Raw genomic sequence first — 15,030 nt, forward strand, 5'->3', positions numbered from 1 at the left:
GATTGTGATCATCAGCCCACCGTTTTTGCCTGAGGCGGGTCTCGCAGCTCCGTCCGGGACGTACCCCGATCCGATGATGGACGCGGTTGACAAGTTCGAATGCGCGCACGGCATTTATCCGATCGCAGTTGACCGGCGTTGGCACTGTGGCGTGCATCTCCAGCCCGATACAAAGTGCAGGGTACATGCGATTGCTGATGGCGAGGTCGTTGCATACCGGGTCTGTCAGCACGCGGTTGACGACGGCGCGAGCCATACTGGCTTTGTATTGCTCAAGCATACGACGGAGACCGGCGATGGCCGCGCGCTGACGTTCTATTCGCTCTACATGCATTTGCTTCCGTTAGCGGAATATCAGCAACACAGCGCGAATGCCGACGAAATGGCGGAGTTCCTGCGCAAGCCTACGGGCCCGGTGAGCAAGGGGCAGGTCACGCCAGCCATTCCGGGAGCCGGCAAGAAGGTGCGGCGAAAGGACGTGCTCGGATGGCTCGGGCAGTACGAGGGCATGCCGCACCTGCATTTCGAGATCTTTATGACGCAGCCGGACTTCGATGCCTATTTCGGGCAGACGCAGCTCGGTAAAACGGCGCCCGTGCCGTCCGATGAGACCGATTGGTGGGGACACGGGTACTTTGTCATTCCGGCCGGCAGCAGCTTTTATCGATTACCGCCGGGAGCCGGTGCGGATGGCAAGCTGCGCGGAATCAAATTCCCACCAGGCGAGGCGGGCCAGAATGCACAGCCGCTGCTGGTCGAGACCTGGTTCAGCCAAGGTTCGAAATACACCAATGTCCGGAGCATCGCGCAGGATGGCACACGGACGCTGCTCACGTCGCAGCCCGTCGAGGAAAAGGACTACGAGTACGATCTGTACAAACGTGCCACCGCGCTTTACTCAACCTGTCCAAGCGACGGTTACGAACTGCTGCGCTTTGGCCGCATCTTGTCCGCGCACCAGACGCTTACGGCTGAACAGCGTGCGACGTGGATGAAGGTCGCTTGGGCTGCGGGTCAGGTCGGTTATATCGATATCAACGATTCGAAGATCCACAAGTTCTCGGACGCGGATTTCCTGTTCCTGATGGGTTGGCAGAAGGTTAGCGACGGCAACACCCCATTCGGTAGCGACGGGGTATGCGACGTGGAGGCGTTGAAAAGGATCGTCAAGACCGTTGTTGGTAACGACCAGACGACAGCCGCGCCAGCAAAAAGCGAGGCTGAAAAAGCAGATGCGCTTTCGAACTATGTGAAATGCAACGATCAGGTGCGTCAGCAGCTACGCGGATTTGTTTGCAACGCGCCGAGTGAGTGGGACAGCGCGCACAATGAAGAGCGTTACGCGAAGCTGCTCGACGAGGGCGGGTTCTACGAGGGTAACGACAAGGGCTACAACGACTTCCTGAAATATCTGAAGGAGGTCCAGTTCTGGGACAAAACGGGCTTGCCTGCTGGGCAGAAGCTATGGTTCTTCCATCCGCTTGCGTTTATTCGACACTTCAGGAAGTGTGGGTGGTTGAGCTTGCACGAGCAGATTCAACTGCTACCTCGCCATTCAATGCCTGATGCCGGGGGGGTCATATCTTGGGCCGAGAGCAGGAAACGATTTTCCGAGGGCAATGACGATGCTAGAGGGCAATCACCTCGAGGTCTATGGCTCGCTCTCAATCATATGTTTCGCAAATATGGATTCAACAGTGATCTGCGGAAAGCGCACTTTTTTGGGCAGATTTTCAAGGAAACTGGGGCTTTGTGTTCAACGAAAGAAAATGGGGGTGCTGACTATTTTCGAAAAATGTATGAGAGCTATACCGCCAGTGACGCTGCCTATGATTTCGATAATAGGCGCCAGTGGCTTAATAAACTCGGGTTCCTAAAAAATCGAGATCGTGCAACATATATAGCTCAACGCCCGGGTGAGGTCCATAGGAAAGCCGTCGCGGGCGAGAACACGAAACCGGGGGACGGTGCTCGTTTTTGCGGTCGCGGTTTGATTCACTTAACGTGGCGAAAGGGTTATCGTGAATATAGCGAATATCGTGGACAGGACTTCACGACGGATCCGAAACCCCAGCTTCTACAAAATGATGCAGAAACAGCTGCGGATTCTGCCGGCTATTTCTGGGTCAAGGCCCGTATTGACAAGAAAGCCGATCATGGGTCGAGCGACGATGATGTCAAGGCTTGTTTTCGCTTGGTAGGCGGTGCAGGTGGATTATCTGCGCGGCAGCAATTCTTTCATTATAGCTATTTCATTCTTGGAGATGCACGGGATATGCCGGTGGATGGTTCATTAAAGAGGCAGGAAGATGAATAATTATATTTGTGAACCAAGAATGACGATCCGGGAGATGTGTAAATCCACTTTGCGTTTGAATTGCGAATATTGCATTTTAATTAATGGGATCTAGTTGCTATGGGCGCTCGATATTTACTGGTATTTCGATTTTTGTTGGCATCGCTTTTTGTGACCTTCGTGTCGCACGTTCACGCTACCGAAGTGCCGGCTGCAGTTCAGGCCGCAGTGCATTCTCGCACTGATGCGGACCACAAGTTGCAGCCGCCGATCATCGATGCAGGACCCGCGATGCAAGGGGTGTACATCTACTTTGTCGCAAACACATCCGATGAACCGGGTTATACAAAGGACAATCGACCATACATGTTAGACGCACGCTTACTGTACGCTGATGAAAACCATCTTTGGCACGATGAACTATTCGATCGTTACGTGAAAGATGACGGTATTCCGGAAGTCGCAAGTGTTTTTTTTGTAAACGCGGATCACGATCTAAAGGACAAGGAGGTCGTTATTCTAGTGAGAACCCCGCTCAACCATTATGATTACGGTGGCGAATATTATGACGGGCACGTATACAAGTTGACCGGTAGTGCTAGAAACGGAGCTGTTTTCGCTGGGCTGCAGAGCGATGCTAGCGCGCCTTTTTTGGATCAATGCGAATGTAGTTTTCGCGATGGACGGGTTACGCATGCACGGTATAAAGATGCAGAATCGATCCGAAAAGAGCTTGCAAAAATGCATCCCGGTGTTCCCAAATGATAATAGTGGATATATCGACTGGTTTCGAACTCTTGATTTCGCCTGCTCGCCGGCGGAAGTGAGCCGAGCAAATCCGCTTTCGGTGGTGGCAGATAGGTCGGGGAGCGAGACCTTTTCGCTGGACGGGCGCTATGTCGCGCCGATTGACCAAATGGACTGTTCGCCAGACGCTTGAGCAACTCCCAGCCCAACGCCAGATATAGTCACACAAGGTAAACGATTGTGATCATTAGCCGACCGTTTTTGCCTGAGGCGGGTCTCGCAGCTCCGTCCGGGACGCACCTCGATCCGATGACGGACGCGATTGACAAGTTCGAATGCGCGCACGGCATTTATCTCCGATCGCATTTGACCGGCGTTGGCACTGTGGCGTGCATCTCCAACCCGATACAAGGTGCAGGGTACATGCAATTTCTGATGGCGAGGTCGTTGCGTACCGGGTCTGTCAGCACGCGGTTGGCGACGGCACCAGCCATTTCGATGGACGGCGGGTATTGGGGATAAAGTGTGAAGACGTATCTTATCTTTTTTCTGTCGTCGTTTTTGCTCGCGGATGTTCGCGCGCAGACCGTCAGATCTTGTGATGGAATGTATTCCGCAAAGGGTGCTGGTCGAACCGGAATGCTCGTTGAGCGAAACGGGGAAAAAATCGGAATGGTCGAAATCGATCATGGTATTGACGCAGGTGTATTTTCCGTGGACGGAAAAAGTCTGGTTGTCTACGGTTTGTCAAAAAAGATTGATCTTCGCAGCCCACAGGCCGAATTTCTTTCGATATACCGTTTGAGACCTCGGCTGCACAGGATCATGAAAATGACGTATGGTGGGGCAATATATGACGTCGCAATTGGTTCCGATCAAAATTTGGTATTTATTTCTAACCGTTTTGGGTTTGATGTCGTGAATATAAAAAGCAGGGAGACTAAGTCATTCGATCCAATCTCGGAGCCGGAGTTTTCAAGGCAGCGATGTAAAGACTGAGCTTCTATCTTAAGCGGTAGCCTTTCTTGGGATAAGGCGCGGTGGAGTCAAGCATCTTCAGTGCTGTACGGGGACGAGTGTGTTGTTATTTATCCGCGTTCCGCAAAAGACGTCATTTCGTGAGAGTTCGAACATGCCTGGAATCGGATGGATTTTGACTGTGTTTGCATCAGTATTTGTCGCGGGACCCTCATTCGCAGATGATACCTACCAGGTGACTGGCTCCTCGCTGAAAATCGACAACTCCAGAACGTGCTTGCTCGACAAATCTCCACTTTATGCAGTCGAGAGCTTTGATAAATCGGCAGTTATGGTCTCTGAAAATGGCTATGTTGCGAAACAGGAACTGGTTAATTGCAAGGACGGACGAGCAGTGCACGTTCTCTCGATTCCTTCGAATGTTGGCGTACTGTCCGACATAAATCTTTCCAAGGGTATTTATGTCGCCCTTGATTTTGTTAGTGCGCAGCCATTCACATATCTGGCAACCGTTGCCCATATCGGAACGTCGCGAAACCTTGTTTCGGTGAGCGGCGCGTATGTTGCGGGCCGGAAGCTCAGTGAGCTGAGGAAGTCCGCTTTCAGTGGTAGCGGAGAGGCGGGGACCGCGATCATTTCGCCCGACGGGCGCTATGTCGCGCCAACTGGGCAAATTGACTGTTCGCAAGGCGCTTATCCGGGAGTGTGGGATGTCCAAAACAACCGACGTGTCGTGGCGACGGACGACGCCTGTGCGGCACTCTTCAAATAGAAGTGAACCCGTCGAAATGAACTCTCCTATTCGCAAAGGCGACAGACTCGAACATGGTGGCGAAGTCACCGGTGGCTCCCCGTGGACGGTATTCATGGGCAGACCGCAGGCCCGTAAGGGCGACGAGGCAGTCTGCGACCTGCACGGCCCGACCATCATTGACGAGGGAGCGGCCAAGTTTCCTGACCGCGACGGCAAGCTGTTCGCAATGCATCACCATCGCTGCGCATGCGGCTGCCGCCTCCTGTCGTCGCTGTCCAACATGAATTTCGCGTAATGCCCGTCGACCTGTCTGCGGCGGGACGCCCGAGCGCCTTTCCGCGCCGTCCGCGCTTCTGGCCATGGTGGTGCTGCATCTGGCTGGCCTGCGCCGTGTCCGGAGCCGCTGTTGCGCTGCTGCTGTGGCCGAAGGGCCGGCCTGCTGGTGGCGCGGAATTCTGGTTCTGGGTCGTCGGCATCCCCAATGGGGTCTTCGTGCTGCTGTTTGCGATCGAGCGCATCGGATATGAGGCCATGTGGTGCCGCGCGTACCACCGCAACGGCCATCGCGACCGATGGCTAGCGGAGCGCATCCGCTTCGCGCAGAAGCCGCTGCGAGTACTGGGGGTTGGCTGCTGTCTGCCCCTGTATGGCCAGACGCTTGCCGAAGCGATTACCGCCGGCGTGCGTCTGCCGCGGCCGCAAGTCCCCCGGTCTGGCGCCGCCGTCATCGAGCATTGCCGCTTCGAAGAGGAGGCGCTGACGGTCGAGGAGCCAGGGGCGGTGGATTTACTCGCGCATGTTGCGGATGATATGGAAACCGTAGATACGGAAGCTGCAGAGCGGTTCCCGGCCGAGGTCGTTGCGCTGCTCTCGCTCAAGATGGCGGATGCGCTCAAACCGCTCGTCGCGACGCTGCACGCGCTCACGCAGTACGAATCCACTCACAGGCCGCAGGTACGCGTTTTAGCTGAACCCGGCGAGGAAACCTTGCGCGAGCAGCAGGTGCGCGACGCGCTGCGTCTGGCCGGTTTGCCGCCCCTCACCGTCCAGGCGGTGCCGGCGTCACACGGCCTGCTTGTGGTCGACGCCTGGCTCGACGCCTGCGAGGCGCGGCCACTGCTTGTGATTGCCACGGCGTGGCACGAGCAACAGCCGCCGGTGGGTAGCACCGAAGGCTGCATCGCCGTGCTGCTCGATGGGGGCTTTCTCCGTCTGCCAGAAGGTGTATCCGCGATGGCCACGATGCACCGGCCTGTCGAGGGCAACGCTGACGAGATTGAGTACTGCTTCGCGAATGCCGTGATATGGGGCCGGACGGTGTTCGCTGCGGTGACGCGTGCGTGGATCACACGCGCCGTCGACCGATGCAACCGGGGGCTGCGTATTGCGAACCTGGATGCCATCGCGACAAGCGAAGCTCAATGCGAGCCGACCCGCATCGTCGGCGATTTCGGCAGCGCTAGCGGCTGGCTGTCCATTGCGGCCGCCGTTGAATGTGGCTCTGCCGATGGACCACAACTCATCATCGATGGCGTGCAGTCCGCCATTCTTCATGTCCTGCCTGGTGCACCCGGGAAGGATTCTTCGTTGCCTGAACACTTCGCATGACCGATCCGAAACTTAACCTGCGACCGATTGATCCGGCTCCCGTTGCAGAGTCTGCTCCTTCCGGACGACTTGGGCTCTGGGGGCTACCAGTCGCGGCCCTGATTGCTGCTGCCATTGCGCTGGGTCTGGTGTGGTTCCGCGGCGACCTCTTCGATCTCGCGCCCGGCGAGGCGCGCATGAGGGTGGTGATCACCGTCCTCATCGTCATGATAGTCGTCATCGTCGTCCACTTCCTCCTGTTTTTCATCGGTGCCTACGCCGTCGCGGGCCGGTTGTTTCGCAGGGAGACCGGCGACCAGACGAAGCCGCAAAAGCCGCTAAAACGCGACGCCCGTCTGCAACGCATGTACGAGGAACTTCGAGCCACCCACGGCTGGCTCTGGCGTCGCCGCCAGCGCTGGCTGATGATAAGCGGCACGGACGAACGGGTCGATCTGGTTGCACCGGGTCTCAAGCAGGCGGGTGTCATGCAGGTCGGCGAGACCGTCTTGGTCCACGCATGCCCGGACGGAATCGAGGCGGCGAAGTGGCTTGGTGAGATTCGGCAACTGCACCGTCGACGCCCGGTCGACAACCTGATCCATGTCACGCACGTTGACGATGCTAATGCGGGCCTGCCCCGCGCGCTCTCCATGATCGCTACCGCACTCGGTTGGGCGGCTCCCGTCACGTTCCTGCACCCGGTGCCTGCCGACGGGAATCAACCGGAGGCCTTCGGGGCTGTCGGCGCGTTCGCTGGTACCACGCGCAACCGGCGTGGGCAGGTGGCGCTCTTGCGTGATCAGCTTGCGGCGATCGAGGGGCGCACCGCTGACGAAGGCGTGCGCCTCTACGCTGGGCCGGGGCGGCTGTCATACCTTATCCGGATATCCGCTTATATTGGCGAGCAGCGTGATCGCATCGTCTCAGGCGTAGAAGCGCTGATGGCCTCGCACTGGGCGCGGGCACCGCTGGCCGGAGTCATGTTCACGCCCGTTTTTCCGACATCGGCTGCGACCACCGCTCCCATTCCAGAGCCGGCTTCTGCAGAGTGGTTCGCGCAACCCGTCCGGCATACGATGTCACCCGAATCGGTCACTTGCCCGCGTCAGCCAGCCTCGCTGCTTCCCGCGTGGCACATGATCGGAAGTTGCCGGGGCGTTGGGCGCCGGATCGGTTTTTTCTGGCCGAATGCTCTCGCCATGCTGGCGACGGCGACGGCAATCGCATGGTGCGTATGGTTGACCGTTTCGTTCCTGGGCAATCAGCAACTCATGCGCGAAGCGCGTGTGACGGCAGAGGCGGCAGCAAGTGCTCGCCCTCAAACTGCGTCTGCGCTGCGCGCGCAGCTCGCGCTTCAGGAACTGATTGAAAAACTCGAGTACCGGCAGCGGCATGGCGCGCCGTGGTACTTGCGCGCCGGTCTTTCGCGCAACGACGCCATTCTTGCGATGCTCTGGGAGCCATACCGGCTTGCCGCGACTCGCAATCTTCAAGAGCCTGTCGTGCGGACAGTCACGGACCTGCTCAATGCGGCGGGAGAGGCGCGTGCCGACGCCCTGCAGTCATCGGACGCCCGGCGCAGTACCTACAACGCACTCAAGACTTACCTGATGCTCGCCGACCCAGCGCGGACCGATGCGTCGTTTCTACGCCGATCGCTCGCGGCCCTTTGGCGACGTCCGGTTGACATGCCGGCAGGCGAGCGGGAAGACACGGGCCAGCGGCTTGCCGCTTTCTATGCCGATCATCTGAAGGCTCATCCCGAGTGGCGGATTATGCCCGACGCTGGCTTGGTTGGCGCGACGCGCAACATGCTGGTCACGCAGACGGCGCTCGCATCGGCGGATGACACGGTGTACCAGAGCATCCTCGAGGAGGTCAAAGGCAAGTACGCGGATGCGTCACTGGAATCGCTGCTCAACGGGGCCGACGCGCACGGCCTGTTCGTCACGTCGCAGACCGTGCCGGGCGTTTATACCCGGGCAGCGTGGGACGGGATGATCGCGGCGGCGATCGACAAGGCATCGAGGGAGAGGCGCGTAAGCGGCGACTGGGTCCTGACTGGCACGCAACCGTCGTACACGATCGGCAATGCGCTGGCGCAAGGCACCATCGGGACCGGCGCTGCGATGAGCGAGAAGCGCGCTGCCGAAGAACTGAAGCAGCGGCTGACGGAGCGCTATTTCGCTGACTACACTGCGGCATGGCAGGGCATGCTTAACAGCATCCGGTGGCAACCCGCATCCAACCTCAGTGGAGCGATTGATCAGCTTACACGCCTTGCCGACGCGCAGACCTCACCGCTCATCGCACTGATGAAGTCGGTGCAGTATCAGGCACAGGCAGGACGCCCCTCGCAGGCTCTGAGCGACACACTCGTACGCAAGGCGCAAAGCCTGATTGGCGAAGATAAGGGTAAGGAAGCGGATATGCTGCTCGTCAATCCGCTCGACAAACCTTTCGGTCCGCTCCTTGCGCTTATGGGGGACGTCAGTGCGGCCGGGACCAGAGGCACACCTGGCAACGCGGCGAACGTCGCACTCAACGGTGTAAGCCTGTCACGCTTTCTCACCGCGGTGACGACGATGCGGCTGAAACTGCAGCAGATTGCCGGAAGCGCCGATGCTCAGGCCAAGGCTCGTTCACTCGCGCAGGCAGTTTTCCAGGGCAAGCTCTCGGAGCTCTCCCAGGCGCGCGACGATGCGGCGCTCACGTCGGCAAGCGTCGGAACAGCCTGGGGCGGGTTCGGTGACGCCGTTTTTGCGCAGCCACTGGAGACAGCATGGCGGACCATCCTGCAGCCTGCCGCGGCAAGCCTGAACGAGGCATGGCGTGCAAGTGTGGCGGCGCCGTTCAACGCGGCGATGAGCGGACGCTATCCTTTCTTCGATGCACAGGCTGACGCGTCCTTTGCCGAACTCGGCCGCTATGCCAGACTCGATACCGGCCTGGTCGCGCGCTTCATCACCACGCAGTTGGCTGGCGTACTCAAGCTCGAGGGTGACAACTGGGTGCCAAACGAGCTGGCGCCGCAGCCGCTGCAGTTCGACCCGAAGTTCCTGGATGGTATACGACAGCTCTCTACGGTGGGGGCGCAGCTCTACGCACAGGGCAATGCCCGCGAGCGTTTCGAGATCATGGCCCTGCCAACACCAAATGTGACGCGATCCCAGCTTTCAGTCGACGGCACGCAGATTGTCTACTTCAATCAGCAGGCAAGCTGGACGCCGCTCGCGTGGCCCGGCGACGGCCTAAATGGTCATGCGGGACTGACGTGGGAGACGGTTACTGCGGGTGCGAATCAGGCATTCGACTCGACGGGCGACTGGGCATTTCTACGACTGCTGGACAAGGCGGATGTAAAACAGCTCGACAGCACCCGTTATCAGCTTACGTGGAACGAGAAGAATGGTGATCCGCTGCGATACGTGCTGCGCTCGCAGATTGGCGCGGGACCGCTGGAACTACTAAAGCTGCGCGGGTTCAGGATGCCAGAACGAATTTTCGTGGTGGGCAAGGGCGGTATCCCCCCCATGCTGCCGCCGTTGCCACCGGAATTGCAGCCATGACGGATCGACAAAAGAACGATTACGACCACACTTCGCACGAGAATTTTCCCGGTAGCGAAGGTCCGGTCCCGGTGACGGGTGACGACGTGCCCTCGTGGTTGGCGGGCGGTTTGCACGATGACGATCCTTTCCTGCAGTATTTCGACGCGGAAATGCGCTACCTCCGCGAGGCTGGAAAGGAGTTCGCGCGCGCCCAGCCTCGGGTAGGACGCCGGCTCGGCATGTCGACGCCGGGCGCGCGCGACGAACGCGTCGAAGCCGTCAACGAGGCCTTTGCGTTTCTCGCCTCCCGATTCCGGATGGCGCTGGACGACACGCTGCCCGAAATTACCGATCCCCTGATCGATCATCTGTGGCCCCATGCAGGTCGCACGATTCCCTCGCTCGCCATTCTGGAGTGTGTGCCACGTGCGGGCGAGGCACGAATCCTCGATACGTTGCCCGCAGGCCTGCAGGTTCGCTCGACGCCAGTCGGCCCGGATCGTACCGTGTGTTTCTACCGTACCACCCAGCCCGTGCGCTTGCTGCCGCTTGACATTCATGAGGCGGGCGTACGCACGCGGGAGGATGGCCGCACGGTGATGCGACTCGCATTCAACCTGACGCATCGCGAGCAGCGCCTGCTGGACGATCTTTCGCGCATCCGTCTTTATCTTCATGGTGATCGCCCTACTGCCTCGGCGCTCTATGCGGCATTGACCCGCCAGGTCGAATCGATTGGTGTGCGCATGCCCCTGGCGAGGGATGGTCAATTGCTGCCCCAGACGCACATGCATTTCGAAGCCGCCGGTTGTGGACCCGCGACGCGACTCTGGCCGGTCGACCATGACGCGCGTGATGCTGACCTCGAGCGCGAACAGACAATGCTCGAATACTTTGCTTTCCCGGAGAAATTTCACTTCGTCGACCTCTGCGGTTTCGACCGGGCGAACGTGTTGCCGGGCGAAACTCGCATCGAGTTCGAGATCCTGATCGAGGGGCGTATCGCGGGCGATGTGATCTTCGATGCGGACAACATTCGCCTCTTCTGCACGCCCGTGATCAACTTGTTCGAGCTGGATGCCGAAGCGATCCGTCCGGACAAGCACACGCGCGACTATCCGGTGCTCGCGCCGGCAGCTGCCGGCGATCACGTCGAGCCCTACGAAGCGCTTCGCGTGTCTGCGAGCGATCAACGAAGCGCGAAAAAGCACGAATACCAGTCGTTCAGGGAGTTTCGCCACCGCGGCGGCACAATGCGCTACGCGTCCCCCGATCGCTATTTCCACACGTCGATCCGGCATGGCGTCACGGGCCGCCGCGAAATGTGGGTGACACTGGGCGGACATCTGTGGGATGAGCCGGGCAGCAGGCCGGACTCGCACGTGACGGTCAGGGTGCTGGCGAACAATGGAAGGCTACCGCGTATGGCGCTGCGCGAGTCGGCGATCAACAATCCGGCGTCGGCCTTTACGGGAGTCGAGCGGGTGTGCAACCTCACGGCTCCCACCATGCCGCTGTATCCGCCGCGCGATAACCGCTATGCATGGAAGGTCGCATCGCATTTCGGGCCGAACGAACTCAACATGATGAACGCCGACGTGCTGCGTGGCGCGCTGTCGCTCTACGACTGGACGCAGCACGACGATAACCGGCGCCGGATTGAAGCAATTCGTGTCGTGACGCTGGGCGAAGAATCGGAAATTTTGGGTGCAAGTGTGAACCGCATCGTCAACGTGAACGTGGAAATCGACCCAGCCGGATTCGCTGGCCCGGGCGACATCGCTTTGTTTGGCGATGTCCTGAGCCGATTCGTTGGCCGCTACGCATGTTTTCATTATGCGGTCAGGCTGGCGCTTCAGGAGGGCGCGGGTGGTCCCATCCGGCGCTATCCGCCTTCCGTCAAGATGGAGGGATGGCTGTGAAAAAAACGAGACCCCGGATGGTGCAACGGCTCCACATGACCGCCGCATTCGCGATGACGACCGTATTGATGTCGGGTTGCGGCGCATGGCAGGCAACCAAAGAGATGACCGCTAACGCGACGAGTGCCGTGTTCGTCGCAAAGGTCAAGCAGATGAATCTGGTGATCGAGAGCCGGGCGGAACTCAACACGGACGGGCGGGGGCAGTCGCTTCCAGTCGAGCTGAGAATCTATCAGCTAAAGGACTCGAACACGTTCGAAAAGACCGGGTACACGCGGCTGCTCAACGACGACCAGACGCTGCTCAAGGCCGATTTGCTGGACGGCACGACGAAAACGCTCGCACCTGGGACGACGATCAAGCTGTCGGAGCCGATGAAGGATGGCGCGCAGTTCGTGGGGATCGCGGGCTTCTTCCTCGACCCGGGTGGGGCGGAGTGGCAGTTGACGATTCCGAAATCGCAGTGGAAGAAAACCGACCCGGTCAAGCTCATCGTGACGGGCAACAGGGTGGAACTGGTGCAGTGAATGGAAAGGTTAGTGGTTACAGGTAGCTGCACATCGATTCTTTCCTTCCTTTACGTCGCTTCTACACGCGACCTCGGTGAAAGCGAAATTTTCGGGGAGTCAGGCCGCGAGAAAATACCATCATACGAAGTTGTTTCGTGATCTGCTGTAGAGATTTACATGGTTCACAAATCAATATTTATATTATTGCTAATTCTGTCCACGTATGTTCGGGGTGAGGTAAGCGTTCCGGGCGAGTCGAGCGCTTTAGAATATGTCAGTGGTAGCGGCGATGTCTACCGATCCTTACGCTTTAGACGCAACGATGGCACGATGTTTACCCCTTTCGATGAGGGGCTGAGTTTTTACAAGCCTGCTGCAAACAGTCTGTCTCCAGACAGGCAATATTCGATCGTGAATTTCTCTGTCCAGGGAGATCTCGGTGAATCCAGTGGTACGTCTGTACAGACCGAGTATCTATGTGCCTTCGTGCGTCTGAAGGACGGTTGTGTCATACATGTTGCGCAAGATGCAACCTGTGGCGGAGAGTGGCATCCACCCCATCGGTGGTCGATCAACATTGAGCCGATCTTCGATAATCCACCTAATGCAGCCCACGTCTATTCAGGTTACTCATCGAAACACAAAAGTGGGTACCGGGTTTCTCAGCCCGCGATCCTAGCCTATCTTGCGGAAGGAACTACATTTGACAATTTGCTTGCGTGCGACCCACCAAACTCGGAGAACAGAAGCGTCTACTCGAAACTGCTTATCCAGTTACAGAGAGAGGGCGACGCGGAAAATGCAACGAAGCTGCGGAAAGTTCTGAGTGGCGGTCGGAATTAAACGTCTATCCAGGTAGTGCGGACGAGCACAATCGCAGTCACAACCCCACCTTCCTGAACCCGCGAGCCATGCACACAGCGCCAAGCCATGTGAAGCGGCACCCAACCCTCCGAGTCAGGCCGCGCATTCGGCCACGGCGCGCGCCCAGCCCTCTACCAAACCTGCCAGCCCCCCGAGCCGCATACCCTTGCGAACCGACGCGACGAGATGGCAGCTATTCAGAAGAGTGGAAGACCGGTAACGGGCACGCGCCCGACTGCCGTTGCAGGCACCACATCTTCGCGACAGCCGCATGAGCCAACTCGAGCGGGCATTGCACCTCGGCAGGAGAACCATTTCGTTGCGGAATGGCGGACTGGATCGCGGCGTCGCGAGTGCCGAAGTCCATCGTGCAGGGTGTACCTGCCGTCCGTTGAAGCGCCATTATCGATTTTCTCCACTTGCTGCGCCAGTCGAAGGCGATTTCCTGCGTAACTGACTTTCCGCACACTGCATCATCACCTTGGCATCTTTGCCATACAGCCGGCAAAACGCAGCGCTCAGGATCCCGGAGTGAATCCACGTAATGAAATACCGATGGCACGTCTGGTATACGGGAAAGTGTTCCGGGATGTCAGACCACGGACGGCGCGTCGAGATTTTCCACAGGATTGCGTCGAACACTGCGCGGTGGCTTCTTGCGGGCCGGCCTCGCGGATCGTTGCGCCGATGAAACCCCGCGAACAGGTCCGCGATCTGTTGCCACTCGCAGTCTGTCAGGCCCCGCCCACACGGGAGAGGTGGGCGGTGAGATTGCACCTCGGGTGAAGGTGTGCTCGACATAATCGCTCTGTCCTTGGAATTCGGATCAGGATATGAGCGTCGCACCCACCGGGAAATCTTAGATTTTCGAATTTGAGCGGCCGATTCATGCCACCCGTGCCTTACCGGCCCCCATATTTATAGCGCGACGGCCCGTTTTTTCGAAGCTTTGCGATATGTCTGAATGGTGACTCTCCGTATCGTTTGATATCGGGTGATGACGCTGAAGTTGTGCTGTCCCGAGTGTGTCGGCGCGTGCCGCCACGCTGATTTTTGCGTCATCGCGTATCTCTCGGGCGCCGGGGCCGTCTGCATCGTGCGTTTCCAACAAGTTCCAAGGAGTCGGCATGGGTGGTTCGACGACGTTCGGTCGCGCTTTGCACGTGTCCAGGCCAGACGCCGACACGTGTCGCGGAGGTGGTGTGGCAATTCGTGCCTGCAATCTGCAGAGAGCCCTGACCGTTGTCTTGCCATGTCTCTTCATGGGATTTCTGGGGCTCGCCTTTCACGTGCTTTATGTCAACGCCGTCAGCGAATGGGGTTTTGCGATTTTCGCCGCAGTGATCGACTTGATGATGGTCGTGCTCATTATCGTGGTGCTCGGCATGGCATTCGACTTGCGGCGCCGGCGAGCCCGGTGCATCGGGGATGTAAGTGCGGTCGCTCAAAGCGGCGAGGATGCCTCGGACGAACTGTGGACGAACCCCGATAATTCCGGGGCGCGTACGGTCGACTGCACGTTCCAGTCGGACATGGTCGGTGGATTTCAGGTACGCTGCTACAACACGAGCTGCCCGCGCTTCGTTGGCGAGTGCTCGGTTGAAACCACGACTATTCCCGGCAAAAAATACTAAGTGGTCCTCGTAGAAAATCTTGCCCGGTAATTTGTGCGGCGCGCCGAAACTCCCGGAACGGACTGCGCCGATTATCCGGTCTCTATTCCGGAGTATATGGCCGGAAGGGAGCCGGAGCCCATTTCGCTGCATTAATTGCCGTGCGGTAACGGCGTAAAGTATAAAATGCCTATTTGGTGCATGGT

The 15,030-nt window shown here is 58.5% G+C and carries 11 protein-coding genes; 10 read left to right on the plus strand and 1 reads right to left on the minus strand.

Annotation, left to right across the window (positions count from 1 at the left end; all coding sequences use genetic code 11):
* Window positions 1-4 precede the first annotated feature (4 nt).
* The 9 genes from WS57_RS38025 (at window position 5) to tssJ (ending at window position 12,365) form a co-directional block, all read left to right on the plus strand.
* The gene (locus WS57_RS38025) at window positions 5-2,317 is read left to right on the plus strand and encodes a M23 family metallopeptidase (protein WP_236871936.1); all 2,313 of its coding nucleotides are present in this window, start codon (window positions 5-7) and stop codon (window positions 2,315-2,317) included.
* Window positions 2,318-2,452: 135 nt separating this feature from the next.
* Window positions 2,453-3,061 carry a hypothetical protein gene (locus WS57_RS35835; protein ID WP_236871937.1) on the plus strand — a complete coding sequence of 203 codons (609 nt, stop codon included), beginning with the start codon at window positions 2,453-2,455 and terminating at the stop codon, window positions 3,059-3,061.
* 507 nt (window positions 3,062-3,568) lie between these two features.
* A complete protein-coding gene (locus WS57_RS37060) occupies window positions 3,569-4,042 on the plus strand; it encodes a hypothetical protein (RefSeq protein ID WP_155755001.1) in 474 nt (157 codons plus the stop codon).
* A 214-nt stretch (window positions 4,043-4,256) separates the two neighbouring features.
* Window positions 4,257-4,793: a hypothetical protein gene (locus tag WS57_RS37065; protein ID WP_155755002.1), complete on the plus strand. Its 537-nt coding sequence runs from the start codon at window positions 4,257-4,259 to the stop codon at window positions 4,791-4,793.
* A 16-nt stretch (window positions 4,794-4,809) separates the two neighbouring features.
* Window positions 4,810-5,070, plus strand: a complete 261-nt coding sequence (locus tag WS57_RS14775; RefSeq protein WP_059601118.1) for a PAAR domain-containing protein — start codon at window positions 4,810-4,812, stop codon at window positions 5,068-5,070.
* Window positions 5,070-6,383: a hypothetical protein gene (locus WS57_RS14780; RefSeq protein ID WP_009691992.1), complete on the plus strand. Its 1,314-nt coding sequence runs from the start codon at window positions 5,070-5,072 to the stop codon at window positions 6,381-6,383. Before WS57_RS14775 ends, WS57_RS14780 begins: the two co-directional genes overlap by 1 nt.
* Entirely contained in the window at window positions 6,380-9,934 is a 3,555-nt protein-coding gene (locus WS57_RS14785; RefSeq protein ID WP_069244465.1) for an ImcF-related family protein, read from the plus strand. Before WS57_RS14780 ends, WS57_RS14785 begins: the two co-directional genes overlap by 4 nt.
* A 152-nt stretch (window positions 9,935-10,086) precedes the next feature.
* Window positions 10,087-11,838 carry a type VI secretion system baseplate subunit TssF gene (gene tssF, locus WS57_RS14790; RefSeq protein ID WP_069245422.1) on the plus strand — a complete coding sequence of 584 codons (1,752 nt, stop codon included), beginning with the start codon at window positions 10,087-10,089 and terminating at the stop codon, window positions 11,836-11,838.
* Window positions 11,839-11,855: 17 nt separating this feature from the next.
* Window positions 11,856-12,365, plus strand: coding sequence for a type VI secretion system lipoprotein TssJ (tssJ, locus tag WS57_RS14795; RefSeq protein ID WP_009691995.1), 510 nt, complete (start codon window positions 11,856-11,858; stop codon window positions 12,363-12,365).
* 1,248 nt (window positions 12,366-13,613) lie between these two features.
* On the opposite strand, the gene WS57_RS38375 is transcribed toward tssJ, so the two are convergent.
* Complete coding sequence (locus tag WS57_RS38375) at window positions 13,614-14,012, minus strand: transposase (RefSeq protein ID WP_081074466.1); 399 nt, start codon at window positions 14,010-14,012, stop codon at window positions 13,614-13,616.
* 401 nt (window positions 14,013-14,413) lie between these two features.
* Here WS57_RS38375 and WS57_RS14800 point away from each other — a divergent pair, with 401 nt between their 5' ends.
* Entirely contained in the window at window positions 14,414-14,845 is a 432-nt protein-coding gene (locus tag WS57_RS14800) for a hypothetical protein (protein WP_155755080.1), read from the plus strand.
* Window positions 14,846-15,030 lie beyond the last annotated feature (185 nt).

This window comes from Burkholderia pseudomultivorans, assembly GCF_001718415.1.
GTDB classification, from domain to species: domain Bacteria; phylum Pseudomonadota; class Gammaproteobacteria; order Burkholderiales; family Burkholderiaceae; genus Burkholderia; species Burkholderia pseudomultivorans_A.

What these genes read in the sequence shown, in the direction of transcription:
- WS57_RS14775 (WP_059601118.1), top strand. Translation starts at nt 4,810, where the DNA reads ATGAACTCTCCTATTCGCAAAGGCGACAGACTCGAACATGGTGGCGAA.
- WS57_RS14780 (WP_009691992.1), top strand. Translation starts at nt 5,070, where the DNA reads ATGCCCGTCGACCTGTCTGCGGCGGGACGCCCGAGCGCCTTTCCGCGC.
- WS57_RS14785 (WP_069244465.1), top strand. Translation starts at nt 6,380, where the DNA reads ATGACCGATCCGAAACTTAACCTGCGACCGATTGATCCGGCTCCCGTT.
- tssF (WP_069245422.1), top strand. Translation starts at nt 10,087, where the DNA reads ATGCGCTACCTCCGCGAGGCTGGAAAGGAGTTCGCGCGCGCCCAGCCT.
- tssJ (WP_009691995.1), top strand. Translation starts at nt 11,856, where the DNA reads ATGGTGCAACGGCTCCACATGACCGCCGCATTCGCGATGACGACCGTA.
- WS57_RS38375 (WP_081074466.1), bottom strand. Translation starts at nt 14,012, where the DNA reads ATGTCGAGCACACCTTCACCCGAGGTGCAATCTCACCGCCCACCTCTC.